The sequence below is a fragment of the Streptomyces sp. NPDC049627 genome, assembly GCF_044465645.1.
GTDB lineage: Bacteria > Actinomycetota > Actinomycetes > Streptomycetales > Streptomycetaceae > Streptomyces.
This window is the reverse complement of sequence record NZ_JBITLW010000001.1, coordinates 369,854-393,542: the sequence shown is the minus strand read 5'-3', so window position 1 is coordinate 393,542 and position 23,689 is coordinate 369,854. Positions and strand designations below refer to the sequence as shown.

24 protein-coding genes and 1 riboswitch are annotated in these 23,689 nt (G+C 72.1%); of the genes, 18 read left to right on the top strand and 6 right to left on the bottom strand.

The window, feature by feature from the left end; all coding sequences use genetic code 11:
* Nucleotides 1-100 precede the first annotated feature (100 nt).
* Both ACIBU0_RS01850 and ACIBU0_RS01845 read left to right on the top strand, forming a co-directional pair.
* The gene (locus ACIBU0_RS01850) at nucleotides 101-1,246 is read left to right on the top strand and encodes a PLP-dependent cysteine synthase family protein (protein WP_398810123.1); all 1,146 of its coding nucleotides are present in this window, start codon (nucleotides 101-103) and stop codon (nucleotides 1,244-1,246) included.
* Entirely contained in the window at nucleotides 1,243-2,544 is a 1,302-nt protein-coding gene (locus tag ACIBU0_RS01845) for an MDR family MFS transporter (RefSeq protein WP_398810120.1), read from the top strand. Before ACIBU0_RS01850 ends, ACIBU0_RS01845 begins: the two co-directional genes overlap by 4 nt.
* A 75-nt stretch (nucleotides 2,545-2,619) precedes the next feature.
* Here ACIBU0_RS01845 and ACIBU0_RS01840 read toward each other — a convergent pair whose 3' ends face one another.
* Nucleotides 2,620-3,270: a TetR/AcrR family transcriptional regulator gene (locus ACIBU0_RS01840; RefSeq protein ID WP_398810117.1), complete on the bottom strand. Its 651-nt coding sequence runs from the start codon at nucleotides 3,268-3,270 to the stop codon at nucleotides 2,620-2,622.
* Nucleotides 3,271-3,375: 105 nt separating this feature from the next.
* Between ACIBU0_RS01840 and ACIBU0_RS01835 the strand changes: the two genes are divergently transcribed.
* Nucleotides 3,376-4,812, top strand: coding sequence for an MFS transporter (locus tag ACIBU0_RS01835; protein ID WP_398810115.1), 1,437 nt, complete (start codon nucleotides 3,376-3,378; stop codon nucleotides 4,810-4,812).
* An 84-nt stretch (nucleotides 4,813-4,896) separates the two neighbouring features.
* Here ACIBU0_RS01835 and ACIBU0_RS01830 read toward each other — a convergent pair whose 3' ends face one another.
* Complete coding sequence (locus ACIBU0_RS01830; RefSeq protein ID WP_398810112.1) at nucleotides 4,897-5,481, bottom strand: histidine phosphatase family protein; 585 nt, start codon at nucleotides 5,479-5,481, stop codon at nucleotides 4,897-4,899.
* Nucleotides 5,482-5,596: 115 nt separating this feature from the next.
* Nucleotides 5,597-5,671, top strand: a riboswitch (cobalamin riboswitch).
* Nucleotides 5,672-5,734: 63 nt separating this feature from the next.
* Between ACIBU0_RS01830 and ACIBU0_RS01825 the strand changes: the two genes are divergently transcribed.
* Both ACIBU0_RS01825 and ACIBU0_RS01820 read left to right on the top strand, forming a co-directional pair.
* Nucleotides 5,735-5,953 (top strand): CbtB-domain containing protein, encoded by a 219-nt coding sequence (locus ACIBU0_RS01825; protein WP_398810110.1) that lies wholly within the window; start codon nucleotides 5,735-5,737, stop codon nucleotides 5,951-5,953.
* 16 nt (nucleotides 5,954-5,969) lie between these two features.
* The gene (locus ACIBU0_RS01820; RefSeq protein ID WP_398810107.1) at nucleotides 5,970-6,719 is read left to right on the top strand and encodes a CbtA family protein; all 750 of its coding nucleotides are present in this window, start codon (nucleotides 5,970-5,972) and stop codon (nucleotides 6,717-6,719) included.
* A gap of 81 nt (nucleotides 6,720-6,800) precedes the next feature.
* Here ACIBU0_RS01820 and ACIBU0_RS01815 read toward each other — a convergent pair whose 3' ends face one another.
* Nucleotides 6,801-8,795, bottom strand: a complete 1,995-nt coding sequence (locus tag ACIBU0_RS01815; protein WP_398810104.1) for a spermidine synthase — start codon at nucleotides 8,793-8,795, stop codon at nucleotides 6,801-6,803.
* Between ACIBU0_RS01815 and ACIBU0_RS01810 the strand changes: the two genes are divergently transcribed.
* The 6 genes from ACIBU0_RS01810 to ACIBU0_RS01785 all read left to right on the top strand — a co-directional run bounded on the left by ACIBU0_RS01810 (nucleotide 8,779) and on the right by ACIBU0_RS01785 (nucleotide 13,017).
* On the top strand, nucleotides 8,779-9,024 hold the full coding sequence (locus tag ACIBU0_RS01810; protein WP_398810101.1) for a hypothetical protein: 246 nt from the start codon (nucleotides 8,779-8,781) through the stop codon (nucleotides 9,022-9,024). The genes ACIBU0_RS01815 and ACIBU0_RS01810 overlap by 17 nt on opposite strands.
* Nucleotides 9,025-9,117: 93 nt before the next feature.
* Nucleotides 9,118-9,303, top strand: coding sequence for a hypothetical protein (locus ACIBU0_RS01805; RefSeq protein WP_398810098.1), 186 nt, complete (start codon nucleotides 9,118-9,120; stop codon nucleotides 9,301-9,303).
* A gap of 21 nt (nucleotides 9,304-9,324) precedes the next feature.
* Nucleotides 9,325-10,062, top strand: a complete 738-nt coding sequence (locus ACIBU0_RS01800; RefSeq protein ID WP_398810095.1) for a hypothetical protein — start codon at nucleotides 9,325-9,327, stop codon at nucleotides 10,060-10,062.
* A complete protein-coding gene (locus ACIBU0_RS01795; RefSeq protein ID WP_398810093.1) occupies nucleotides 10,059-11,021 on the top strand; it encodes a DUF6895 family protein in 963 nt (320 codons plus the stop codon). The genes ACIBU0_RS01800 and ACIBU0_RS01795 overlap by 4 nt, the downstream gene beginning before the upstream one ends.
* Nucleotides 11,018-11,938 carry a DUF6895 family protein gene (locus tag ACIBU0_RS01790; protein WP_398810090.1) on the top strand — a complete coding sequence of 307 codons (921 nt, stop codon included), beginning with the start codon at nucleotides 11,018-11,020 and terminating at the stop codon, nucleotides 11,936-11,938. Before ACIBU0_RS01795 ends, ACIBU0_RS01790 begins: the two co-directional genes overlap by 4 nt.
* On the top strand, nucleotides 11,935-13,017 hold the full coding sequence (locus tag ACIBU0_RS01785; RefSeq protein WP_398810087.1) for a serine hydrolase domain-containing protein: 1,083 nt from the start codon (nucleotides 11,935-11,937) through the stop codon (nucleotides 13,015-13,017). Before ACIBU0_RS01790 ends, ACIBU0_RS01785 begins: the two co-directional genes overlap by 4 nt.
* A 241-nt stretch (nucleotides 13,018-13,258) precedes the next feature.
* Here the strand turns inward: ACIBU0_RS01785 and ACIBU0_RS01780 are convergent, their stop codons facing one another.
* Nucleotides 13,259-14,620: an alpha-lytic protease prodomain-containing protein gene (locus ACIBU0_RS01780; RefSeq protein ID WP_398810085.1), complete on the bottom strand. Its 1,362-nt coding sequence runs from the start codon at nucleotides 14,618-14,620 to the stop codon at nucleotides 13,259-13,261.
* Between the two features lie 217 nt (nucleotides 14,621-14,837).
* Between ACIBU0_RS01780 and ACIBU0_RS01775 the strand changes: the two genes are divergently transcribed.
* From ACIBU0_RS01775 to ACIBU0_RS01765, 3 genes are all read left to right on the top strand, one after another.
* Nucleotides 14,838-15,287 carry a Fur family transcriptional regulator gene (locus ACIBU0_RS01775; protein ID WP_398810083.1) on the top strand — a complete coding sequence of 150 codons (450 nt, stop codon included), beginning with the start codon at nucleotides 14,838-14,840 and terminating at the stop codon, nucleotides 15,285-15,287.
* 24 nt (nucleotides 15,288-15,311) lie between these two features.
* The gene (gene katG / locus ACIBU0_RS01770) at nucleotides 15,312-17,534 is read left to right on the top strand and encodes a catalase/peroxidase HPI (protein WP_398810080.1); all 2,223 of its coding nucleotides are present in this window, start codon (nucleotides 15,312-15,314) and stop codon (nucleotides 17,532-17,534) included.
* Nucleotides 17,535-17,788: 254 nt separating this feature from the next.
* Nucleotides 17,789-18,895 (top strand): NAD(P)/FAD-dependent oxidoreductase, encoded by a 1,107-nt coding sequence (locus tag ACIBU0_RS01765; RefSeq protein WP_398810077.1) that lies wholly within the window; start codon nucleotides 17,789-17,791, stop codon nucleotides 18,893-18,895.
* A gap of 27 nt (nucleotides 18,896-18,922) precedes the next feature.
* Here ACIBU0_RS01765 and ACIBU0_RS01760 read toward each other — a convergent pair whose 3' ends face one another.
* Nucleotides 18,923-19,231: a hypothetical protein gene (locus ACIBU0_RS01760; protein WP_398810075.1), complete on the bottom strand. Its 309-nt coding sequence runs from the start codon at nucleotides 19,229-19,231 to the stop codon at nucleotides 18,923-18,925.
* 311 nt (nucleotides 19,232-19,542) lie between these two features.
* Between ACIBU0_RS01760 and ACIBU0_RS01755 the strand changes: the two genes are divergently transcribed.
* The 4 genes from ACIBU0_RS01755 to ACIBU0_RS01740 all read left to right on the top strand — a co-directional run bounded on the left by ACIBU0_RS01755 (nucleotide 19,543) and on the right by ACIBU0_RS01740 (nucleotide 21,955).
* Nucleotides 19,543-20,238, top strand: a complete 696-nt coding sequence (locus ACIBU0_RS01755; protein ID WP_398810072.1) for a hypothetical protein — start codon at nucleotides 19,543-19,545, stop codon at nucleotides 20,236-20,238.
* Nucleotides 20,235-20,522 carry a hypothetical protein gene (locus tag ACIBU0_RS01750; protein WP_398810069.1) on the top strand — a complete coding sequence of 96 codons (288 nt, stop codon included), beginning with the start codon at nucleotides 20,235-20,237 and terminating at the stop codon, nucleotides 20,520-20,522. The genes ACIBU0_RS01755 and ACIBU0_RS01750 overlap by 4 nt, the downstream gene beginning before the upstream one ends.
* Entirely contained in the window at nucleotides 20,519-21,283 is a 765-nt protein-coding gene (locus ACIBU0_RS01745; protein WP_398810067.1) for a metallophosphoesterase, read from the top strand. Before ACIBU0_RS01750 ends, ACIBU0_RS01745 begins: the two co-directional genes overlap by 4 nt.
* 144 nt (nucleotides 21,284-21,427) lie before the next feature.
* Nucleotides 21,428-21,955, top strand: coding sequence for a hypothetical protein (locus tag ACIBU0_RS01740; protein ID WP_398810063.1), 528 nt, complete (start codon nucleotides 21,428-21,430; stop codon nucleotides 21,953-21,955).
* A 456-nt stretch (nucleotides 21,956-22,411) separates the two neighbouring features.
* Here ACIBU0_RS01740 and ACIBU0_RS01735 read toward each other — a convergent pair whose 3' ends face one another.
* Nucleotides 22,412-23,674, bottom strand: a complete 1,263-nt coding sequence (locus ACIBU0_RS01735; protein ID WP_398810060.1) for an MFS transporter — start codon at nucleotides 23,672-23,674, stop codon at nucleotides 22,412-22,414.
* Nucleotides 23,675-23,689: the final 15 nt, after the last annotated feature.

The following is a 23,689-nucleotide window of genomic DNA, read 5'->3' as shown; positions in this document are numbered from 1 at the left end:
GCATGACCACGGACCCGCTGTCCGCCTGGCGCCGTGGGACGCGAGATGAACCCGCACGTGCAGTCATCTGCATTCATCGAGCGAGAGTGACAACACAGACATGCAGTCATTGACCAAGGCCGCAGTCGCCTCGGGCCGGTCCGCCCTGTCCGGCCTGGTGGGCAACACCCCGTTATTGCGGGTGTCGCAGCCGCTGGCCCCGGCCGGGCGTGGGTTCTGGGCGAAGCTCGAGGGGTTCAACCCCGGCGGCATCAAGGACCGTCCGGGATTGCACATGGTGGAGCGGGCCCGGGCCCGTGGCGACCTGCGCCCCGGCGGAAGGATCATCGAGTCCACGAGTGGGACCCTCGGGCTCGGACTCGCCCTGGCCGGGATGGTGTACGGCCACCCGGTCACCCTGGTCACCGATCCGGGCCTGGAGCTGTCCATGACCCGGCTGCTCACGGCGTACGGAGCCCAGGTCAACGTCGTCTCCGAGCCGCATCCCAGCGGCGGCTGGCAGCAGGCCCGCCGCGACCGTGTGCAGCGGCTGCTGGAGCAGTGCCCCGGTTCCTGGTGCCCGGACCAGTACAACAACCCCGACAACGTCGCCGCCTACACGCCGCTGGCCCTCGAACTGGCCTCCGAGATGGGCCACATCGACGTCCTGGTGTGCAGCGTCGGCACCGGCGGCCACTCCGCGGGCGTGTCCCGCGTCCTGCGCCAGCTCTACCCGGAGCTGACCGTCGTCGGTGTGGACACGACGGGTTCGACGATCTTCGGTCAGCCCGCCCGGCCCCGCCTGATGCGCGGACTCGGCTCCAGCATCCACCCCCGCAACGTCGCCTACGAGACCTTCTCCGAGGTCCACTGGGTCGCCCCGCACGAGGCGGTGTGGACGTGCCGCCAACTGGCCGCCTCCCATTACGCGACCGGCGGGTGGAGCGTCGGCGCGGTCGCGCTGGTGGCCGGCTGGCTGGCCCGGACGATGCCTGCGGACGCCCGGATCGTCGCCGTCTTCCCCGACGGCCCCCAGCGGTACCTGGGGACGGTCTACGACGACGACTACTGCGCCGCCCACGGCCTGCTCGACTCCCCGGCGGCGCCCGAACCCGAGCTGATCGCCCGCCTGGACGAGAAGGAGGTCACCCGCTGGAGCCGGTGCACCACCGTGGTCGACCCCCTCACCCTGCCGGGCGCACGGCAGGGTGGCGCCGAGGCCGCTCCGGGCGTCGAGCCCGGCTCCTCGCAGGAGGAGGGCCGGTGAAGGGGCTGCTCGCGCAGGTGCGGTCGTACGAACGCAGTGTCCAGCTGCTGATGGTGAATCAGTTCACCATCAACCTCGGCTTCTACATGCTGATGCCCTACCTGGCCGCCCACCTCTCCGGCACGCTCGGTCTGGCCGGCTGGGTCGTCGGACTCGTCCTCGGCGTACGCAACTTCAGCCAGCAGGGCATGTTCCTGGTCGGCGGCACGCTCGCCGACCGGCTCGGCTACAAGCCGATGATCGTCGCGGGATGTGTGCTGCGCACCCTCGGCTTCGCGACGCTCGGACTGGTGGACTCGCTGCCCGCGCTGGTGGCCGCGTCCGCGGCCACCGGGCTGGCCGGAGCGCTGTTCAATCCGGCCGTACGGGCGTATCTCGCGGCCGACGCGGGGGAGCGCAGGGTCGAGGCGTTCGCCCTGTTCAACGTCTTCTATCAGGCCGGGATCCTGCTGGGCCCGTTGGTGGGCATGGTGCTCACCGGAGTGGACTTCCGCGTCACCTGCCTGGTGGCGGCCGGGATCTTCGCCCTGCTGAGCGTCGTACAGATCCGCGCGCTGCCCGCCCGGCGGGCCGAGGACAGCGGCCGGAAGGAGCGCGACGGCGGTCGGAGCGTGCTCGCCCAGTGGCGCGGCATCCTCGCCAACCGGCCGTTCCTGTTGTTCTCCGTCGCCATGATCGGCTCGTACGTCCTGTCCTTCCAGGTCTACCTGGCGCTCCCGCTGGAGGTCCGCCGGCTCGGCGGGGACGGGGAGTTCGGCACGGTCGCGGTGGCGGTGCTGTTCGCGGCGTCCGGGCTGAGCACGATCCTGGGCCAGACCCGCGTGACGGCGTGGTGCAAGGCACGGTACGAGCCCGGGCAGGCGCTCGTGCGGGGGCTGACGGCGATGGGTCTGGCGTTCGTGCCCCTGCTGGTGGCCGGCGCCGTGCCCGTACCGGAGTCCGGGACCGGGCTGTGGCTGCTCGCGGCGGTGCCGCCGACGCTCGCCGCGCTGCTGCTGGCCGTCGGCACGATGATCGCCTACCCCTTCGAGATGGACACCATCGTCCGCCTCTGCGGTGACCGCCTCGTCGCCACCCACTACGGGCTGTACAACACGATCTGCGGCATCGGCATCACCATCGGGAACCTGGGCACGGGGGCCGCGCTCGACGCCGCCCGCACGGCCGGGATGCCCGCGCTGCCATGGGTCACGCTGTGCGCGCTCGGCCTGGCGTGCGCCGCCGCCCTGTACGGCCTGCACCGCACCGGCCGGCTGACGGCACCGCCCGCTTCCGAGCCGCTGCCCGCCACCGTCTGACCCACTGGCCCACCGGCCGTTCGGACCGGGGGCGGGTACCGCTCGGTGCCCGCCCCTGCCGGGCCCGGTCCGCCGCTATGCGCTGCCCGGCGGACCGTAGTGGGCGAGGAACATGTCGACACCGCTGGTGATGAGACGGTCCGTCAGGTCCTCGTCGATGTGTGTGCCGTAGGAGCCGAAGACCATGTGGGGGAAGACCAGCAGCCCGTAGAACTGGATGATCGCCACCTGCAGGTCGGGGATCTCCAGCCGCCCCTGCTCGGTGAGGGCGCGCAGGGCGGCGGCGACCGCCGGGTGGTGGCTTTCCGTGCCGCGCTGTCGCCAGGCCTCGCCCAGCTCGGGGAAGCGGTGGATCTCGGCGGCGACGAGGTTGCGCAGGGCGGTGACCTCGTGGTTGGTCCGGACGGCGTGGACCCAGGTGCGGGCCGCCTCGACGAGGGAGGCCCGCAGGTCCTCGGCCTCGGCCAGGCCTTCCAGCGCGGCCGACGACTCCCCGGCGAGCGGCTCGTCGAGCGCGCTCGTGATGACCGCCGTGAACAGGGCTTCCTTGCTGCCGAAGTGGTTGTAGACGGTCACCTTCGACACGCCTGCCTCGGCGGCGATGGCGTCCATTCCCACGCCGAAGCCCTCCCGCAGGAACAGCTCACGGGCGGCCCGCACGATGGCCTGCCGCTTGAGCTCCGCGCGGGGCCCGCTCGGCGGCCTTTTGACGCTGTCCACGCTCATGAAACGACCCTAGCACCCATCTGAACTGTACGGTTGAGTTCATGTGAACTGAACAGTATGGTTCAGATAGGGCCCGTCACCACCCCTGCTCATGAAGGACTCCTCATGACCCACTCCGCAGCCGATGCGCCGCACACGGCCGAACACGCTCCTCACCCGCCCGCCGACCCGCGCCGCTGGACGGCCCTCGCGCTGATCTGTCTCGCCCAGTTCATGCTGATCCTCGACGTCACCGTCGTGAACGTCGCCCTGCCCGACATGGCGGCCGACCTCGCCCTCGACCGGGAGACGCTGACCTGGGTGGTCACCGCCTACACCCTCTGCTTCGGCGGACTGATGCTGCTCGGCGGCCGGCTCGCCGACGCCCTCGGCGCCCGCCGCACCCTGCTCGCCGGGCTCGCGCTCTTCACCACCGCCTCACTGGTCACCGGGCTGGCCCAGGACGCCCCGACGCTGATCGGCGGCCGGATCGGCCAGGGCGTCGGCGCGGCGCTGCTGTCCCCGGCCGCGCTGTCCCTCGTCACCACGACCTTCCACGGCGCCGAACGCAACAAGGCGCTCGGCGTCTGGGCGGCCATCGGCGGCACCGGCTCCGCGGCCGGTGTGCTCCTCGGAGGCGCTCTGACCGACGGACCGGGCTGGCAGTGGGTCTTCTACGTCAACGTGCCGGTCGGGCTATTTCTGCTGGCCGCCCTGCCCGTCCTCGTCCCGGCCCGCGCTCCCCGGCCCGCACGGCTCGACGTCCCCGGCGCACTGCTCGTCACCGCGGGCACCGCGGCGCTGATCTACGGCCTGGTCGAGGCGGGCGACACCGGCTGGGCGGACACCTCGGCCCTGCTGCCGCTCTTCGGTGCGGCGGCGGCGTACGCGGCCTTCGCGGCGGTCGAGCGAGCCGCCCGTGCGCCGCTGATGGACCTGCGGATGTTCACGCGGCGGCCGGTGCTGGCCGGCGCCTTCCTGATGCTGATCGCCACGGCCCTGCTGATCGCGTACTTCTTCCTCGGATCCGTCTACCTGCAGCACATCCGCGGCTTCAGCCCGCTGCGGACCGGGGTGCTCTTCCTGCCCGTCGCCGTGGCCACCGGCATCGGCGCGCACCTGGGCTCCCGCCTCGTCGGCCGGATCGGCAGCCGCCCCACGGCCGTCACCGGCATGGCCGTCGCGGCCGCCGGCAGCGTCCCGCTGACGCGGCTCTCGGAGACCGGCAGTGTGTACGCCGGACTCCTGCCGGGCTTCGTGGTCGCCTCCCTAGGCCTCGGCGCGGTCTTCGTCACCGCCACGACCACCGCCCTGGCCATGGTGGACCACCGGGAGGCGGGGCTCGCCTCAGGAGTCGTCAACACCTTTCACGAGGTGGGCGGTTCGATCGGCGTCGCCGTCGTCTCCACCGTCGCGGCCTCCGGCTTCGAGCGGGGCACGGCGGGCGGCTTCGGTGACGCGTTCACGGTCTGCGCGGTGGCGGCCGCTGCCGGGACCGTCGTCGCCCTGGCGCTCGTACCGCGGGGCAAACCGCGGGTGACGGGCGGCCCGCACGTGCACTGAACGGCACGTGCACCGGCCCGACCACCCGTGACCGTGTCCGGCCGACAGGGGAGCGGCGGGCGCGGCGCGAGAGCGGCGGCGTGCTCAGTCGCCGTCGGCGGCCGTCGCGTCGGCGAGTGTTCCCATCCGCAGGTTCCAGCGCCCGCTCCGGCCGGTGAGCCGGACGACGGCCAGCGGCGGCACGTCGACGCGCCAGAAGGACCGCTCCGGGGCGGACAGGGCATGGATCACCGCGGCACGTGCCACGGCCTGATCGACCACCGCCTGCACACGCCCCGCGTCGGGCGCCAGCGCATCGGTCCAGGCGGCGACCCGCCGGCACAGCTCGGCCACGGACTCGCCTCCGTGCGGCGCGGCATGGGGATCCGTCGACCAGGCGGCGAGCGCGTCCATCTCGTCGGCCGCGACCTCGTCGAGGGTGCGGCCCCGCCAGCGGCCCATGTCGAGCTCACGCAGCCCCGGTTCGACCGGAACGGCGTCCCACCCCAGGGCCGTGGCCGTCAGGCGGCACCGCTGCGACGGCGCCGTGCACCGGAGTTGGGCCGAGGGCAGGGCATCGGCGAGGGCGCGCGCCTGCTTCAGCGCCCGCTCATCGGGGACGGCGTCGGCGAACCGCACCTCATGTCCCGTCGGCGCGGCGGCGCACACCAGCATCAACCGGACGGTCATGACATCCCCTTCGCGGCAGGTCCACGGCATCGGCCGCCCATCGTAGGTGGCGTACGCCATGTTGGCCGGATCGGATATTGCCCCTACCATCTGGTCGACAGGACGACGGCGCAACGGAAGCCCGGTGCAAGTCCGGCACGGTCGCGCCACTGTGTGCCACCCCTCGACGAGAGGTGGTGGCGAGTCAGACCCGAACGCCGTCGTCGAGTGCTCCACACGATGCGGGACGCGTGTTCCCGGAGGAGGTCTCGCCATGGCGCAGTCCACCGCTGCCCCCACCCCCACCACCCAGGCCGTCCAGCCGCTGCCGCTGCGGGCCATCGCCCCGTGGGCGGTGTTCTTCGGCGTTCTGATGCTTGTGCTGCTCTACTTCGTCGGCGCCGAGCAGGGCGCCACCGCCGTCCTCTCCGGTGAGGGCGTCCACGAGTGGGTGCACGACGCACGCCACCTGCTCGGCTTCCCCTGCCACTGAGGCGGGGCAAGCACCGATGAACTCCACTGTCGTGCGTGCCTTGTTGGTGCGCGGCATGCTCGCGGGGCTCGTCGCCGGGATACCGGCGCTGGTCTTCGCGTATCTGGTGGGTGAGGGACCGGTGGACGCGGCCATCGCCTTCGAATCCGGCCACTCGCACCACGAGGCGGGAGGCGAGGAACTGGTCAGCCGGACCCTCCAGTCCACGGCCGGCCTGGCCACGGGTGTCCTCGTGTACGGGGTCGCGGTGGGCGGCATCGCCGCTCTCGCGTTCTGCTTCGCGCTCGGCCGCATCGGCCGGTTCGGGGCGCGCGCCACCGCGGCGCTGACCGCGCTCACCGCGTTCGGGGCCGGGTATCTGGTGCCGATGCTGAAGTACCCGGCCAATCCGCCCGCGGTCGGCAACCCCGACACGCTCGACAAGCGGACCGCCCTGTTCTTCCTGATGATCGCGCTCAGCGTCCTGCTGGCGATCGCGGCGGTCCTGCTCGGCCGCCGACTCGCGGCAACGTTGGGCAACTGGAACGCGTCGGTCGTCGCCGGAGCCGCCTTCCTTGCGGCGCTGACCGTCGCGATGGTGTTCCTGCCCTCGGGCGAGAACGTGCCGCACGGCTTCCCGGCGACCACCCTGTGGGAGTTCCGTCTGGCCGCCATCGGCGTCCAGGCAGTGCTGTGGGCTGCGTTCGGCGTGTTCTTCGGGTACCTGGCGGAACGCGTCCTCGAACCCGAGCCGGCCGGACAGAGAGTCTCCACGCTGGCTGCTTGAGCCGGCCGCACCATGAACAGGACCCGCCGGGGGCGCGCCCGGCGGGTCCTGCGCTGTGCGGGGTCCTGAAGTGTGTGTACGTCAGGTCTTGGCGGCCACCGTCTCGCCCGGCACCTCGGCCGGCTGCCCGCCCGGTCCCCGCCCGGCGAACCGCATGGCGACGCATGCCCCCAGGTACAGCACGGCGACGACCAGCAGCAACGCTTGATAGCCCGTCACCAACGCGAGGTACTCCAGTGCGCCCCCGGTCAGCGCGCCCAGCAGATTCGCGCCGAACGCGGCCGTCGGGTCCGGGGCCTGCGCGAGGCGGTCCGAGAAGATCAGGTTGGCGCAGAAGATGGGGGCGAAGGCCAGCGCGATGGCGGCGGCGAGCCGTCCGGCGAAGGGCAGCGAGAGCACGGCCTGTGTCGGAACGAGCCAGGCCACCGCGAGAGAGCCGAAGAGCAGCAGTTGCAGCAGCAGCTGGTTGGCCCGCCGCATTCTGCGCCGGACCTCGACCGCCGCGAGGACGGAGAGCAGAACGCCGAAGAAGACGAGGGCGTTGACCAGCCACGTCGTACCGAAGTAGAGCGCGAAGCCGATCACGTTCTTCGTCTCCAGCAGCATGAAGGCCGCGCCCAGCAGGAACATGTCGACATAACGGACCGTGCTGCGGATACGGACCCCGGTCAGGCGCACCGACAGCAGCGTCACCAGCAGGATCGCGCCCAGGGCACCCAGATAGAGCGTGGGGATGGTCCGGTGGAGCAGATACGGGAAGGGGTGGTCGTCGCTCGCCGCCGCCGGGACCGGGCCGCCGGGCTGCCAGACCTGCTTGCAGGCCTGGTCGGCGGGCGTCATCCCGGCCACCAGCACGGCCGCGTTCCGTTTGAACGTCGTCATACAGGGGGCGTGACCGTAGAGAGCGTCGAGGTCGCCGGCGAAGCGGTCGACCAACCAGCTCTTGCGGTAGTAGTTGTACATGGCGAACGCGCCGTCCGGCGCCAGGTGATCGCGCGCGGCCTCGAACGCCTGCCGGGTGAACAGGTAGCTCTCCAGCCGCAGATTGCTCGCCCCCGACACCAGGGTCAGGGAGTCCGGGAGCGCCAGGACCACGAGGTCGTACTTGGCGTCGGTCCGCTCCAGGAACGCCCGTCCGTCGTCGATGTAGGCGTGCACCCTGGGATCGTCGTACGGCCTGGCGGGATGCAGCTGCTTGCCGATCTCCTGCAGACGGGGATCGATCTCGACCGCGTCCACGCGCTCCGCTCCGTGCGCCAGCGCGACCGCGACGTCGTTGCCGTTGCCCGCCCCGATGATCAGCACGCGCTTGTGCGGGTTGTCGGGTGTCTGGTCGTACGCCTGCCGGTACGGCGAGTTCTCCCGCATCAGCACCGGCAACGGCGCGGTGCTCTGGTGGGGGACGCCGTTGGCGGAGATGTAATAGGTCCGGCTGGCCGTCGGCGACGGCTTGAGCTGGATCTTGTAGTACGGCGACCAGGAGATGCCGGCCGTGGTCGACTCCAGGAACAGCGCGGCGACCATCGCCGTGAGGGGAACCGAGTACCACAGGGTGTTGCGGCGTCCGCCCAGGACCAGCAGGGCCGCGGCGGCCAGTACCCCCCACGCGACCGAGGGGGCGCGGAGCCAGGACAGGACGGCGAAGGAGACCGAGCCGGTGATGCTGCCGAGCAGGTCGTAGCGGTAGGCGTCGAGCGAGGGGAGTTGGCGGAAGAGATCGGCGGTGATCTTGCCGATGCCTGCCATGATCACCGCGGTCAGCAGGAAGATGGCCGGCAGGGTCACCCACTGGGGCAGGCCGGTGGTCTTCACCGCGGTGAAGTAGATGACCTCGCTGCTGCTCTGACGCACCTGCACCGGGTACGCGCGTACCAGGACGACGAGGAGCGCGAGCGGGACCGGCGTCCAGCGTTTGAGCCACTGCCCGCGCGCGGCGGGGATCAGGAAGCCGATGCCGATCCCGAGGAACGACCCCAGCAGGATGAAGTTCGAAAAGTAGCTGAGGTGGACGACGTTGGCGCCCGCCCATCTGATCAGTGCCAGCTCGACGAAGAGCATCGTGGTGCTGGCCAGCACGAGCCTCCAGCGCACCGAGCTTTCGGTTTGCCCGGATTTATACGACTTCATGCGCGTGTACGGTGCCAGCTCCGGGGCGATGAGTCGAGCAACGCCCCTGCGCCCTTCACTCTTCCGGGAACAACTGGACGGCCACCTGCGGGCGTTCATGTGCACGGCAAGCCGCATCCGCGCCTGCGCGGCGCGCCGGTCATGGGGTGGCGGCGAAGTCGGGATGTTGAATCCGTGACCTATGGGGGCTTGTGGGAAAAGATGCGCGCTTTGTGACTGTGTGGTGCTCTGGGTTGTGGAGGCTATGGCTGACCCCAGAGGAGATGGTGATATGCCTTCCATGGACAAGGCGATCGAGGACCTCACCGGCGTCCGGAGCGACCTCGACGCGGCACTTGACCCCGCCGAACCCGACGGTGTCTACCGTGACAGCCGGGAGTGCGCCGCCCTGGCGCTGCTCTCCGCGGACACCAAGCTGCTGCTGTCCCCGCCGACCCCTCGCCCCAAGAAGGGCTGACGGACCGACAGGAGCGGCTGAATGGAGCAGTCAGGCACTTCCGCCCTCTTGCAGGGCGCGGTGCAGGACCTTGCGTCCGACGTGGTCTCCGCCCTTCGGGGCGGAGACCACGTGCGCATGTCCGGTACCCAAGCGGTGGACGAGGCCGGGGGAAGCCTCGATCTCGCGGCCGTACGCGTAGTGGGAGCAGACCTGTTGCTGCCCCACGTACTCTTCCCCACTCCGCCCGACCCGGAGGCACTCGCGGTGTTCCGGAAGACGGTGGAGGCCTTCCCGCCCCGCGCCGACGCGGCCCCCACCGTCCGGTGGAGCCACTGGGCGATGAGCCGCACACTGCGGCGGCTCGACACGCCCGTGACCGGCGCACCCGGCGCACTCGACACCTCCGGCGCGGCCTTCGGAGACGAGGCCGCCGAACCCGACGCCGACTGGCTCGACCGGGCGACCTGGCAGGTGCTGACTCATCAACTCGCCGTCCTCGCCCCCCTCGCAGTGCCCGGCGACGACTGCGCGGTGACGCGCGCGGCCCGGCGCCGCCCGGTCGACGTGGCCCGGGGCTTCGTGCGGGCGGTGCGCCGCAGGGACTGGCAGCAGGCGGCCTCGGCGGGGCGCTGGCTCACCCTGCTCGACGGGGTACCGGACTCCCTCGGTCTCGAGGCGGGGCTGGACTTCGTGGAGCTGATGGGCGGCAGCGACCCCCGCGTGGCCCTCCAGGTACAGGCGGCACGCGTCATCCGGACGGCCGGAGCGCTCGTATGACCGCCCTGGGCACGACCGCCCTGGGCACCGATGAGATCCGGGAAGTGGGAGCCGCCGCGTTCGCGTGGCTGTCCGCGCACCGCGACGACTTCGCCCTGGGCGAGGACGCCCTCGCCCGGGACGGCCACGTGGACGCCACCTGGAAACCGCTCGGGGAACTGGCCCAGACGTGCGCGAGCGTACGGGCACACACCCCGGCCCACGACCCGCTGCACGCGTGCGCGTCCGACCTGCTGCGGTTCGCCTGGCAGGAGACCGGCCGGGGTGACCTCTTCCTGCGGCTCCAGCGGCTGGAGCCCTTCGCGACCTACCCCTTGGAGATCTACTCCGTCTTCGCCGCGGCCGGGTTCAGGCACGAGGGGTACGAGGCCGCCGCCGCGACGACGGCCCGCACCCGGAGCTGGCGGCTCACCGAGCACGAACCCACCCGTCGGCTGGGCGTCCTGAGAGCCGAGCGGCGCAGCGGCATCCACCGGCCCGAGCAGGCCGAACGGGCCGAGCAGGCACTGCGGCGCACCTGGTTGGGCGGACTTCCGGAACCATGGACGTTCGAGCGCTCCTCGGGGTACGCCCTCACCCATGTCGTCTTCCACCTCACCGACTGGGGCCGCACCCCCGCGGGCGTCCCCGCGGACCTCGCCGCCTACCTGGCCCACTGGCTGCCGCCCTGGCTCGACACCTGCCTGGACGCCGGCATGTGGGACCTGAGCTGCGAGCTGCTGGTGGTCGCCACGAGCCTTCCGGATCCGCCCGATCTCCCCACCCTCGAGCACGCCTGGACCCGGATCGCGGGGGAGCAGTGCCCCTCCGGAGCACTCCCGGAGCGGGCCGGCCAGGACGGTGCAGGAGCCGGTCCGGAGCCGGACTTCCGCCACTGCTACCACTCCACCCTGATGGCCGCCTTCGCGGCGGCACAGACCGTCACATGCCTCACCGGCGGACAAGGAGCGCCCCGATGACCGACACCCGTCTCATACACACCGTCGGCGTCCGCGCCCTGGAGTGGCTGTGGGCCCACCGCGACGGATTCCGCCTGGAGCCCGACGTCGACCCGGAAGTGGGCTTCCTCGAGCGGTTCAAACCGGTCGGCGAACTGGCCCTGATCTGCCGGGTCCTCTTCCGCGAAGGCGTGGCCGGCTCGCGCCAGGCCGACCTGGCCCGCAGGCTCCTCGACCACACGTGGCGGGAGACCCTGGACGGCGGGCGCATGCTGGTGCGCGGCCAGCGCATCGAACCGCTGTCGCCCATCCCGTTCGAGGTGTACCTCCCGTACAAGGAACTGGGGTACAGCGAGCCCGAGGTGGAGCGCGCCACCGCCTTCTACCACCGGCTCGACAGCTGGTCGGCCCTCGAACTGGACCCGACCCGGCGCCTCGGACTGGCCGCGTTCCAGCGCCGCTTCGGCCTCACGCCCCGCACGCCCGAAGCGGACATCGTCGGCTCCACCTGGCTCGGCCACACCCCCGAGCCCTGGACGGTCAGCGGACACATCGCCTACGACGTCACCCACACGGTGTTCCACCTCACCGACTGGGGAGCGCGCCCGGAGGGCCTGCCGCCGGACATCGCCGACTACCTCGCCATCTGGCTGCCGGTCTGGATCGACGACTGGCTGGACCTGGAGCGCTGGGACCTGCTCGGCGAACTCCTCGTCGTCGACGCCTGTCTGCCCCGCCCCACCCTGGACGAACGGGCCTGGCAGGGCTTCGCCGCCGCGCAGCAGCCCGACGGCGCCATGCCCGCCGTACGGACGATGCCCCAGGGCGAACCGGACGAGGTGTTCGACGTCGTCTACCACCCGACGCTGGTCGCCGCCTTCGCCTCCGTGCTGGCCACCTCCCGTGCCCTCACCGAGCTGACGCACACCCCGTCATGAGCGGTCGGCCCACGCCCTGGCCGGGCGTCGCGGACGCCATGGACCACGCCCGTGCGGGCGGCGCCGCCGGCACCGATGACGAGGCGGTGCGGGATCGGCTGGAGAGGGCCGTCGAAGCCGTCGACGCGCCCGACGTCGTCTTCGCGATGTCCCGGTCCGGCCGCCGCATCCTGCACTGCGGCGGCACCGGCCCGTCCCCTTCGGTCCCCCGGCAGGACCTGCGCTACGAGACAGGTTCGGCCTCGAAGGCGTTCACCGGACTCCTGCTGGCCCAGCTCATCCGGCGCGGGGTGCTGACCGGCGGCGAGCCGGCCGCCGCCTGCCTGGACCCGGCCCGGCACACCGGCCCGGACCCGGTGACGCTCGCCCACCTCGTCACGCACACCGCCGGGCTGCCCGCCCTGCCGGCCGACTTCTACCGGCGGGCGCTTCCCGCGTGGCGTACCAATCCTTACGGCCGCTATCCGGCCGAGTGCGTGACCGACGCCTTCCTGCGCCATCGCCCCCGGCACCGTCCCGGCACCCGGTGGCATTACTCCAACTTCGGCGTCGCCGTGCTCGGCCACGCCGTCGCCGCCGCGACCGGTACGGCGTGGGAGGAACTGCTCGGCGCCCATGTGCTGCGCCCGCTCGGCCTGAGCGGTACCGCCCTGGCGGCGGAGGACCCGAAGACGGACGCCGTCGGCCACGGCAAGGACGGCCGTACGCCCGCCCTCCCCTTCGACGCGGGCGGGTTCCAGGCCGCGGGCGCCGTCCGTGCCACCCCGCACGACCTGCTGACCTTTCTCGAAGCCCATCTCGACCCGGCCGGCTCCCCGTTGGCCGACGCGCTGCGGGCGGTGCGCACGCCCGTCCTGCGGCGCGGACGGGACCGACGGCACGTGCACACGATGGCGTGGTTCCGGCACCCCACGGACGGCGGCCCCATGTACTTCCACAGCGGGGCGACCCTCGGCCAGCAGGCCTTCCTGGGCTTCCGGCCCGACACGGACACGGCCCTGGCCGCGGTGTGCACCCGCCGCTTCCGCGCCCGCGACCCGTTCGTCACGACGGCGTACGGGCTCCTCGCGGAGGACTAGGAGCTCTCGGACCGTCCCACAGCCCCACGAACCCTGGCTGTTCTTCTGAGAGGGCGGACCAGAGGAAGACGGCCGCAGGAGGCCGGTGCGACAGAGAACACGCCACCGACCACCTCCGGCCAGTGATCCGATGATCAGGCGGAGCGCCCCGCGGGCCCGTGGGAGCGGGCGGTGCGGGAGCCAGCCGGCCCCCGCACCGCGAGAGCCGGCCCCCGCACCGCGAGAGTCGTACGACCGACTTCTACAAGCGCTGCCACAGTGCCGGCGTGGCGACCGGCGACCACGCTCCCTGGGCCTGGTGGGTCTGCAGGCACTGGTAGCGGACGCCCTCGTGGGTGACGGTGGTGCCGGCCTCGTAGACGCGGCCCGCGGCCCAGGTGTCCGCGGCGTTGTCCTGCGGGGCGGGGGCGCCGGACTGGGCGGCCGCGGTCTTCAGGACGAGGCCGAAGTCGCTGAGGATCGGGTTGATCGGCTGGTAGAAGGTGGTGCCGCCGCTCGTGCAGTTGCCCGAGCCACCGGAGGTCACGCCCTGTGCCTGCGAGCCGGAGATGTACGGGCCACCGGAGTCACCCGGTTCGGCGCACACCGTGGTCTGGGTGACGCCGTCGACGGTGCCCTCGGAGTAGCTGACACTCGTGTCGTGCTGCTGGATGGTGCCGCAGTGCCATCCCGTGGTGGAGCCGGAGCGGCAGATCGACGCCCCGACGAGCGCCTGGACCGACCCGGTGACCTGCGTGCGCTGGCCGCCCTCGCCCTTCACGTCGGCCGTGGCGGTCCAGCTGCTGTTGACGGCCACCCAGGACATGTCCTTGCCGGGGAAGTTGGACGACTGGAACGTGCCCTGGTCGGCCATGTTGAAGCCGGTGGTGGTGTCGCCCTGGTCGCCGCAGTGGCCCGCCGAGGCGAAGCCCTGCTGCTTGTCCTTGGTGACGGCGAACCCGACGGAACAGCGGGCGGAGTTCTCGATGTAGTAGGCCTCGCCGCCGACCACGTCGTCCAGCAGCCGCGGCCGCAGCTCCGACAGGCGCACGCCCACCCCCTTGCCCTCAAGGCCGGCGGCCTTGATGAAGGCGGTGGCCGCCGCCCGCTTGGTCGACTGGACGACGACCCGGTTGGCCGGCACGTCGACGTACCAGACCGGCGTGTCGCGGGTCTTGGTGCGGGTGGCGGCCGCGTCCAGCTTCTTCTTGACGGCCTGGAGTTCGGTCAGCGGCCGCTTGACCACGGCGGCCTTCGCGCCCTGGGCCCGGATGGCGGAGACGTCGGCGGCATGGGTGGTCGCGACGGTGAGCTCGGCCGACGTCGTCCCGCGCACCCAGGCCCCCGCGAAGTGCTTGCCCAGGGTGTTGCGGAGACGGCCGGCACGGGCGCCCGCCTCCGCCTCGTTGACCAGCCGCTCGGCCGCCTGACCCGGCTTCAGCTTGAGATCGCGCTCCATGGCACGCAGCACCGCTGCCGGCGGCCGGTCGGCGCCGACGGTGTGTGCGGCGTTGGACGCGGGCGGCGGCTCGGCCGCGGCGGCCGAGGGGACGCCGGTGAGGACGAGAGTGCCGAGGACGGTCAGGGCGGCGCGGCGGCCGGCCGCGGTATGTCTGCCGAGCATGCGATTACCTCCATCGAGTACGAGTGGGCTGTCGGCCACGTCAAGGCCTTGACGGAAAGGCATGCCGCAATGCCGGAAGAGACGTTTTTTCGCGCTTTGGGGGGCGCCGGGGGGTGCCATGTGCGCTAGCGGACGGAACCGGGGCCGGCGCGGCCCCCCAAACTTTCATCATTCGTTTTCTTGAATCATTCGTGTTTAGCGAGGTAGGTTGTCTGCCATGACCGCATCCCCGACTCCCACCCCCGCCGAGGAGCTGCGCGGTGCCGGCCTGCGGGTGACCGCCGCGCGTGTCGCGTTGCTCGAGACCGTCCGTGCCGGTGACCACCTCGGTGTCGAGGCCATCGCCTCCGGGGTGCGTGATCGCGTAGGTCATGTCTCGCTGCAAGCCGTGTACGAGGGCCTCCACGCACTCACCGCGGCGGGACTCGTCCGCCGTATCGAACCGGCCGGCAGTCCGGCCCGGTTCGAGGGGCGCATCGGCGACAACCACCACCACATCGTGTGCCGGTCGTGCGGTGCCGTCGCCGACGTCGACTGCGCAGTCGGTGAAGCGCCCTGCCTGACCGCGTCCGACCACCACGGCTTCGCCATCGACGAGGCCGAGGTCACCTACTGGGGCCTGTGCCCCGACTGTTCCACTGCCGGCAGTGCACCCCGAGCACTGTGATCCACCTAGTCCGGAAGGTTTCCCATGGCTGAGAACCCCGATGCGATCGTCACTGACGCGAAGACTGAGGGCACCGGTGGCTGCCCCGTCGCGCACGGTCGCGCCGCGCACCCCACGCAGGGCGGCGGCAACCGTCAGTGGTGGCCGGAGCGGCTCAACCTGAAGATCCTGGCCAAGGACCCGGTCGTAGCGAACCCGCTCGGTGCGGAGTTCGACTACGCCCAGGCGTTCGAGAACCTGGACCTCGCGGCCGTGAAACGGGACATCGCCGAGGTGCTGACCACCTCTCAGGACTGGTGGCCCGCCGACTTCGGCAACTACGGCCCGCTGATGGTCCGGATGGCCTGGCACAGCGCCGGCACCTACCGCATCAGCGACGGCCGCGGCGGTGGCGGCCGCGGGCAGCAGCGCTTCGCGCCGCTCAACAGCTGGCCGGACAACGGCAACCTCGACAAGGCCCGCCGTCTGCTGTGGCCGGTCAAGAAGAAGTACGGCCAGTCCATCTCCTGGGCCGACCTCATGATCCTCACCGGTAACGTCGCCCTGGAGCAGATGGGCTTCGAGACCTTCGGCTTCGGCGGCGGCCGCGCCGACGTCTGGGAGGCCGACGAGGACGTGTACTGGGGTCCCGAGACCACCTGGCTCGACGACCAGCGCTACAGCGGCGACCGTGAGCTGGAGAACCCGCTCGGCGCCGTCCAGATGGGCCTCATCTACGTCAACCCCGAGGGCCCGAACGGCAACCCGGACCCGATCGCCGCGGCCCGCGACATCCGCGAGACGTTCCGCCGCATGGCGATGAACGACGAGGAGACCGTCGCCCTGATCGCCGGTGGTCACACCTTCGGCAAGACCCACGGCGCCGGACCGGCCGACCACGTGGGCGCCGACCCCGAGGCCGCCACCATGGAGGAGCAGGGCCTGGGCTGGAAGTCCACCTTCGGCACCGGCAAGGGCGCCGACGCGATCACCAGTGGTCTGGAGGTCACCTGGACCACCAAGCCCACCCAGTGGAGCAACGACTTCTTCGAGATCCTCTTCGGCTACGAGTGGGAGCTGACCGAGTCCCCGGCCGGCGCCAAGCAGTGGGTCGCCAAGGACGCCGAGGCGGTCATCCCGGACGCGCACGACCCGTCGAAGAAGCGTCTGCCCACGATGCTCACCACCGACCTCTCGCTGCGCTTCGACCCGATCTACGGTGAGATCTCGCGCCGCTTCCTGGAGAACCCCGACCAGTTCGCGGACGCCTTCGCCCGCGCCTGGTACAAGCTGACCCACCGTGACCTGGGCCCGAAGTCGCTGTACCTCGGCCCGGAGGTCCCCGAGGAGACGCTGCTGTGGCAGGACCCGCTGCCGCAGGCCGAGGGTGAGGCCATCGACGCCGCGGACGTCGCGGCCCTCAAGGCCAAGCTCCTCGACTCGGGCCTGACCGTCTCGCAGCTGGTCAGCACCGCGTGGGCGTCGGCCTCGACGTTCCGTGCGAGCGACAAGCGCGGCGGTGCCAACGGCGCCCGTATCCGCCTGGAGCCGCAGCGCGGCTGGGAGGTCAACGACCCCGACCAGCTGGCCCTGGTGCTGCGCACCCTGGAGAACATCCAGCAGGAGTTCAACGCGAACTCCGGCGCCAAGAAGGTGTCCCTGGCCGACCTGATCGTGCTCGGCGGCTCCGCGGCCGTGGAGAAGGCCGCCAAGGACGCCGGCTTCGACGTCGAGGTGCCGTTCGCGGCGGGCCGTGTCGACGCGACCGAGGAGCACACCGACGTCGAGTCGTTCGCCGCGCTGGAGCCGACCGCCGACGGGTTCCGCAACTACCTCGGCAAGGGCAACCGCCTGCCGGCCGAGTACCTGCTGCTCGACAGGGCGAACCTGCTCGACCTGAGCGCCCCCGAGATGACGGTCCTCGTCGGTGGCCTGCGCGTCCTGGGCGCCAACCACCAGCAGTCGCAGCTCGGTGTCCTCACCAAGACCCCGGGCGCGCTGACCAACGACTTCTTCGTCAACCTGCTCGACCTGGGCACCACGTGGAAGTCGACGTCCTCCGACCAGACCACGTTCGAGGGCCGTGACGCCGCCACGGGCGAGCTGAAGTGGGCCGGCAGCCGTGCCGACCTCGTCTTCGGCTCGAACTCCGAACTGCGCGCGCTCGCCGAGGTCTACGCGAGCGACGACGCGAAGGAGAAGTTCGTGAACGACTTCGTCGCGGCGTGGGTCAAGGTCATGAACGCGGACCGGTTCGACCTCGTCTGATCGCCCCGCACCTGACGTCCAGGCGGGCCCGCACGGGCCGGCCTGGACGTCGGCGTTTGCGGGGCCACCTCGGCGGCCACGGCGGCCACGTCAGCGGCCGCCGCTCGGATCACAGTCTTCACGTAATGCACACGCCACCTCAGCGACCCCTTTAAGTTTCAAGGGCTACGCTCCCTGCGGGGAGTGGCCGACGGCGGCCGGCCCGCCGCTCCGCCCGCTCCTCCTTCCCCCCCACCCAGCACAGGAGACGCGGCGTGCTCGACGGCGACGTAGTGGTGATCGGCGGCGGCTATGCGGGCGTCCGTCTGGCCAAGCGACTGGACGCGACGGCACGCGTGACGCTGGTGGACCGCAAGGAGGTCTTCTTCCACCGCATCGCCTCCCTGCGTGCCGGAGTGCGGCGGGACTGGTCGTACACCCCCTTCATCCCGTACGACCGGCTGCTGACCAACGGCCGCGTGGCCGTCGGCAAAGCGGTCCGCATCGACACCACCGAGCGCCAGGTGGTACTGGCGACGGGGGAGCGGCTGCCGTACGACGTGCTGGTGATCGCCACCGGCGCCGACTACCCCGAACCTGCCCGCTTCACCGGCACCACCACCGAGGAGGCGGCGAAGTCCTTCGCCACGCACCAGCAGCACATCGCCGCCGCCGAACACATCCTGGTCGTCGGCGGCGGGCCCTCCGGCGTCGAGCTCAGCGCCGAGATCCGCCTCGCCCGGCCGGACGCCCGCGTCACGCTCGCCCACTCCGGGCCGGAACTGCTGCACTCCACGGGCAGCACCCGGGCCGGACGCAAGGCACGGACCTGGCTGGAGTCCCATGACGTGGAGGTGCGCCTCGACGCCTTCATGTCCCCCGGCAACGACTTCGGCACCTATCGCGATGCCCAAGGCACCGTCATGGAGGCCGACCGCTCCTTCTGGGCGACCGGCACCACACCCAACACGCTCTGGCTGCGTCTCGCCGGTCACGGGGACTGGCTGAACGCGTCGGGACACGTCAAGGTCGACCAGGCGCTGCGCGTCCAGGGGTGGCTGGACGTGTTCGCGGTCGGCGACGTGAACGACGCCACCGAACTCAAGATCACCCCGGCCGCACTCGCCCAGGCCGACCTGGCCGCCCACAACATCCGCTCCTACCTGAACAACGCCGGCAAGCACCGCAAGGAGCCCCGCTTCTACCGGCCGATCCACCGCACCCCGCTCATCGTCCCGTTCGGCCCGGCCGACGGAGTGACGCTGCTGCCCGTGCCCGGCGGCGAGACGGCGGTCCTCGGTGGCCTCACCACGACGCTGGCCAAGGCGAAGACGCTCATGACGCCGTTCATGCGGCGCCAGCTCGGTTACACCGCGGCGTGAGAGGGGCTTTGGGGTCCTGACCCGGCGTCACTTCACTCGCAACCGCTGCCGACGTGGTGCCGCGAGGAGCCGCTGGGACGTACGGCCGACGAGGCCAGGCCGCCCGCCCTCCACAACAGGACGGCCGACGCGGTGGGTTGGCCGCGGTGGCTGTGCGGGCCCGCCTTCGAAGGCGGCCAGGGGCATGGGCGTCCGCGCGGACGCGCCGAACGTCGCGGGCGGCGCCTCACGGGGGTCGTGCTGCACATGGCCGCTCGCACCGTGGGCGTACACCGCCACGCTGCCGCCCAGCGCGGTCCGCACGTCGGTACCGGTGACCGCGGTGAGCGCGACCAATCGGGGGCGGGGAGCGGCCGACCGCGCGGTCGCTCCGAACGCTGCGGGCGGGCCTCACGACCGGCACGGTGGTCGGCCCGGTGTGCCCCAGAAGGCAGACGCCGCGATCTTGCGCCACTGGTGCGGCTACGGCGAGCTGATCCGCTCTCGGCACGGCCTTGGGCGAGCGGGCGGTGCGGTCGGCCCACGAAGAGCCGGCCCAAGACGTGCCGTATCGAAATCGGGAGCGCCGGGTACTCGGAGGCTTTCGAACCCGCACGGGGTCCCCGCGGGGACCTGCGCCGGACGGCCGGAGGGCGAACGGAGGCGTCATGACGCAGAACCGGGAGAGTGCGACGCCCGCTCCGCGCCCCGGGATTCCCCAGCTGCGCCCGGTCGGCGAGAACCCGGCCCAGCCGTCGCCGGGGGAGACGCACTCGCTGAGCGGCGAGGAACTTCCCCGCGACCGCAGCAAGGCGATCCTCGAGGCGGCGAAGCAGGTCGGCGCTCTGCTGAAACGGAAGGGGCACAGGTTCGCCCTGGCGGGCAGCGTGGCCGTGTACGCCCACGGCGGAAGCGGCCATCTGCAGCACGACGCCGACTTCTGTGTGCGGGGCGCGGACGCCGACGCGGTGGCGCAGACGCTGACCGAGGCCGGGCTCGTGGTCCGTATGCCGCCCGAGGACTGGCTGATGAAGACGGCGTGCTTCGGCCAGGACGTCGACATCCTCTTCGAGCTGGCACACCGCCCGGTCACCACGGAGATCCTCGACCGGGCACAGGCGCTCTCGGTCGACTCGGTGCACATGCCCGTCCTGGCGCCGACCGATCTGATGCGGGGCCTGATCGAGCCCTTCTCGGAGCACTACTGCGACTTCGGGCCGGCGCTCGCCGCGGCGCGCGCCCTGCGGGAGAAGGTCGACTGGGAGGACGTACGGCGCTCCTGCGGGGACGAGCCGATGCCCGCCGCCTTCTTCTACCTGCTGGAACGCCTGCATGTGATCGCCCCACGGGAGGAGCACCGATGAGCCCTCACGGCGCACAGCCCGCCGCCGACGCGGGCGCAGCGCAGAACCTGGACTACCTCGTGGCCCACCTCACCGACCACCTGGCCGCCGGACCCCTCGGCGAGCTGGGAGTGCGGATCGAGATCCGTGGCGAGGCGGTCCTGCTGACCGGCACCGTGCCGTCCGTCCAGTGCCGCGACGACGTCCTGCGCACCGCTCGCGCGGAGCTGCTGGGACACCCGGTGCACTGCGACATCGTGGTCGTGGACAACTCCGCGCCCGACCACGCCGAGGAGGTCGAATGATCCGGATCGCGGCCGTCGGGGACATCCACATGGGCCCCGAGAGCGAGGGCATGCTCCGCCCCTCGTTCGAGACCCTGCACGAGAGCGCCGACGTCCTGCTGCTCGCCGGGGACCTCACCCGCCACGGCACCCGCGAGGAGGCCCAGGTGGTGGCACGGGAGATCAAGGACCTGGCGGTCCCCGTGGTCGCGGTGCTGGGAAATCACGATCACCACGCCGACTGTGCGGAGGAGGTCACCGCCGTGCTGCAGGACGCGGGCGCGCGGGTGCTGGAAGGACAGGCGACGGTGGTGGACGACGGGGACGCGCGGATCGGCGTGGCCGGTACGAAGGGGTTCGGCGGCGGGTTCGTGGGCCGCTGCGCCGGAGAGTTCGGTGAGCCGATCATGAAGGAGTTCGTCAGGTACTCGCGCCGACGGGCCGACACGCTGCGGGCCTCACTGGAGCAGCTTCAGGAGCAGGACTGCGACGTACGCATCGCCCTCACCCACTTCTCGCCGGTTCCGGACACGCTGGCCGGTGAACCTCCCGAGATCTACCCCTTCCTCGGCAGCTATCTGCTGGCCGAGGCGATCGACACGGCAGGCGCCGACCTCGCGGTGCACGGGCATGCCCACCTCGGCACGGAGCACGGCATGACCAGTGGGGGTGTGAAGGTGCGCAACGTCGCCCAGCCGGTCATAGGCCGGGCGTTCCACGTCTACCACCTGGCGAGGCCCAGGCGGACTACGACCGGCGCCCCGGACGGCGGGGCGGACTGAGCGCGCCGTCCCGGTGTGGGCGAGACCACGCCGTTCACGAGGTCACAGGCATGTCGGCCGTCGCGGGTGGCGGGCTACCGTTTGATGGATCCCCGTTCATCCGATGGATTCCCGTCCATCTCCCGTACCTCGGACGGACCGGCAGTGCTCGCAGATCTCTCCCCGCTCATCGCCGCGACCACCCAATGGCTGACGCGCTCCTACCCGGCGTGCGGCGGCGCGCTCGCCGCTGCCCTGGGTGAGGTGCAGGCCCGGCAGGCCGTCACGGTCGCGGCGTGGCTGCGCTACCCGACGCCGACCGACGCCGCCCTGGTCGGCATGGCCGGCCCCGGCGGCTCGGCGGGCCTGGACTGGATCACCGGCGCGGACGCGACCGCGCACGACGACGCCGACGACGCGGCCTGGCGCACCTGGGTGGACGAGGTCGTGGCGAGCTGGGCGGCCTGCCTGCTCACCGACGCCGGGCTGGCGCGGCTGGCGGTCGCCGCGATCGCCGACGGCGGTCATGCGACCGGGGTGCCGATCGAGTTCCGGCGCCTGGTGTCCCCCGACACCCGGGACCGCCAGGCCGCGGCCCTCCTGCGCCACCCCGACCTCCTCGCCCCCGTGGCCGCCCTGCACGCCCCCGCCCTCCACGAACGCCTCGACCCGGGCCGGGCGCTCATCGCCTGAGCGGCGGCCCTGGGAGAACGGGCCGTACGACGCGGACCCGCCCCTGGGCCGCTCGGCAACGTCAGGCAGCCGCGCTGAGCTCTGTCTGCGTGGCGGGGGCTTTACGAGGCCGGCGTTCGGGGCCTGGGCGTGTGCTTTGTTTCGGGCTCGCCCGCGCTCAGGTGGCTCGGGCGCCTTCGCGCCGGCGCGGTGTGCGACGGCGCCGAGAGGATGCTTTTCCGTCACACGGAGGCGGGCGGTCCTGCGCCGCCCTGGATGTCTCGGGCAGCAGCCGTGCCGAGTGCCGCTGTGGGTCTCCCGCGCGTGCGCGGTGTGCGAAGCGCCGGGGGCTGCTGCTCATCGGACAGAGGTCAGGTGGCCCAGGCGCCGTGCCGCCCGCTCAGGTGGTTGTGCTCGGCGCCGCGCGGCCCGGGGCATTCCCCGTGGAGCCGCGCACTACGGCCCCCCTCCGGGCCGTCAGGCCGCCGTGTCCAGTGCCGCCCGCCCCGTGATGTCCCCGTCCTTCGTGGGGAGGACCACCGGGGCCGGGGTCCGGCGGGAGCGCAGGGCGAAGCCCGCTCCGATCGCGAGCGCGATGATCAGGCCGCCCGTCACCAGGGCGCCGCGGGCGCCGGCCAGTTCCATGAGGAGGCCGAGGGCCGGGGGGCCGCCGAGGCCCCAGATCGTGCCGATGCTGCTCCACACGCCGAGGACGCGTCCTCGGAGGTGAGCGGGCGGGTCGGTCTGGAGGACGGCGGTGCCGGCGGTGTCGGAGACGGACTCCACGACTGCCATCGGCAGGACCAGGACCAGCAGGACCGCCAGCGACGGGGACAGGCCGGCCGCGACCTGCAGCAGGGCGCCCGAGGCCGCCAGCATGCCCACGAGCCGGACGGAGGGGCGGCGCAGCCGGGCGCCGAGGACCGCGCCGAGGATGCCGCCGACGGCGAGGACCGTGGAGACCGTGCCGAAGGAGCCGGCGCCGCCCGCGAGCGGCCCGGTGACGAGCACGGCGAGGGTGAGGCCGTAGTTGCGGCCGAAGACCGCGCTGATCCCGGTGACCGCGGCGAGCGCGACCAGGCGGGGCCGGCGCGCGAAGAACTTCAGGCCCTGGCGCACGGTCATGTCGGGGCCCGAGGCGCCGCCGTCACCGCGGGGAGCGGCCTTCACCCGGGCGGCGTGGCGCACCGCGCCCGGCGCCGGGCGCAGGAACGGGATGACCGAGGCCACGAAGAGGAACGACAGGCCGTTCGCGGCGTAGGCGGAGGCCGTGCCGAGGAAGCCGACCGTCACACCGGCCAGGGCGGTGCCCACGAGCCGGCCCGCGTTGTGCACCAGCGCACCGACGCCGATGGCGGAGGGGACGTCCTCCACCGGGACGAGGTCGTTGCCCAGCAGGGCGCACGCCGGTCCGTCGACGGTGGCGATCACGCCGGTCACCGCGGCCAGCACCATCAGGGACGTCATGTCCAGCCGGTCCATCGCCACCAGCACGGCCGTGGTGAAGGCGACCGCGCCGAGCAGCGCCTGGCTGACGGCGGCCGTCATCTTCAGCGGCCAGCGGTCCACGGCGCTGCCGCCCAGCAGGCTCATGAACAGCGCGGGAGCGGCCTGGACGGACATCGACAGACCTGTCGCCGCGGCCGAGCCTGTGATCTGGAGCACCAGCAGGTTCTGGACCGTGAGCTGCATCCACGTACCGGCGTTCGACAGGAAGTTGGCGACGGACCACCAGCGCATGCTGCGGTACCGCAG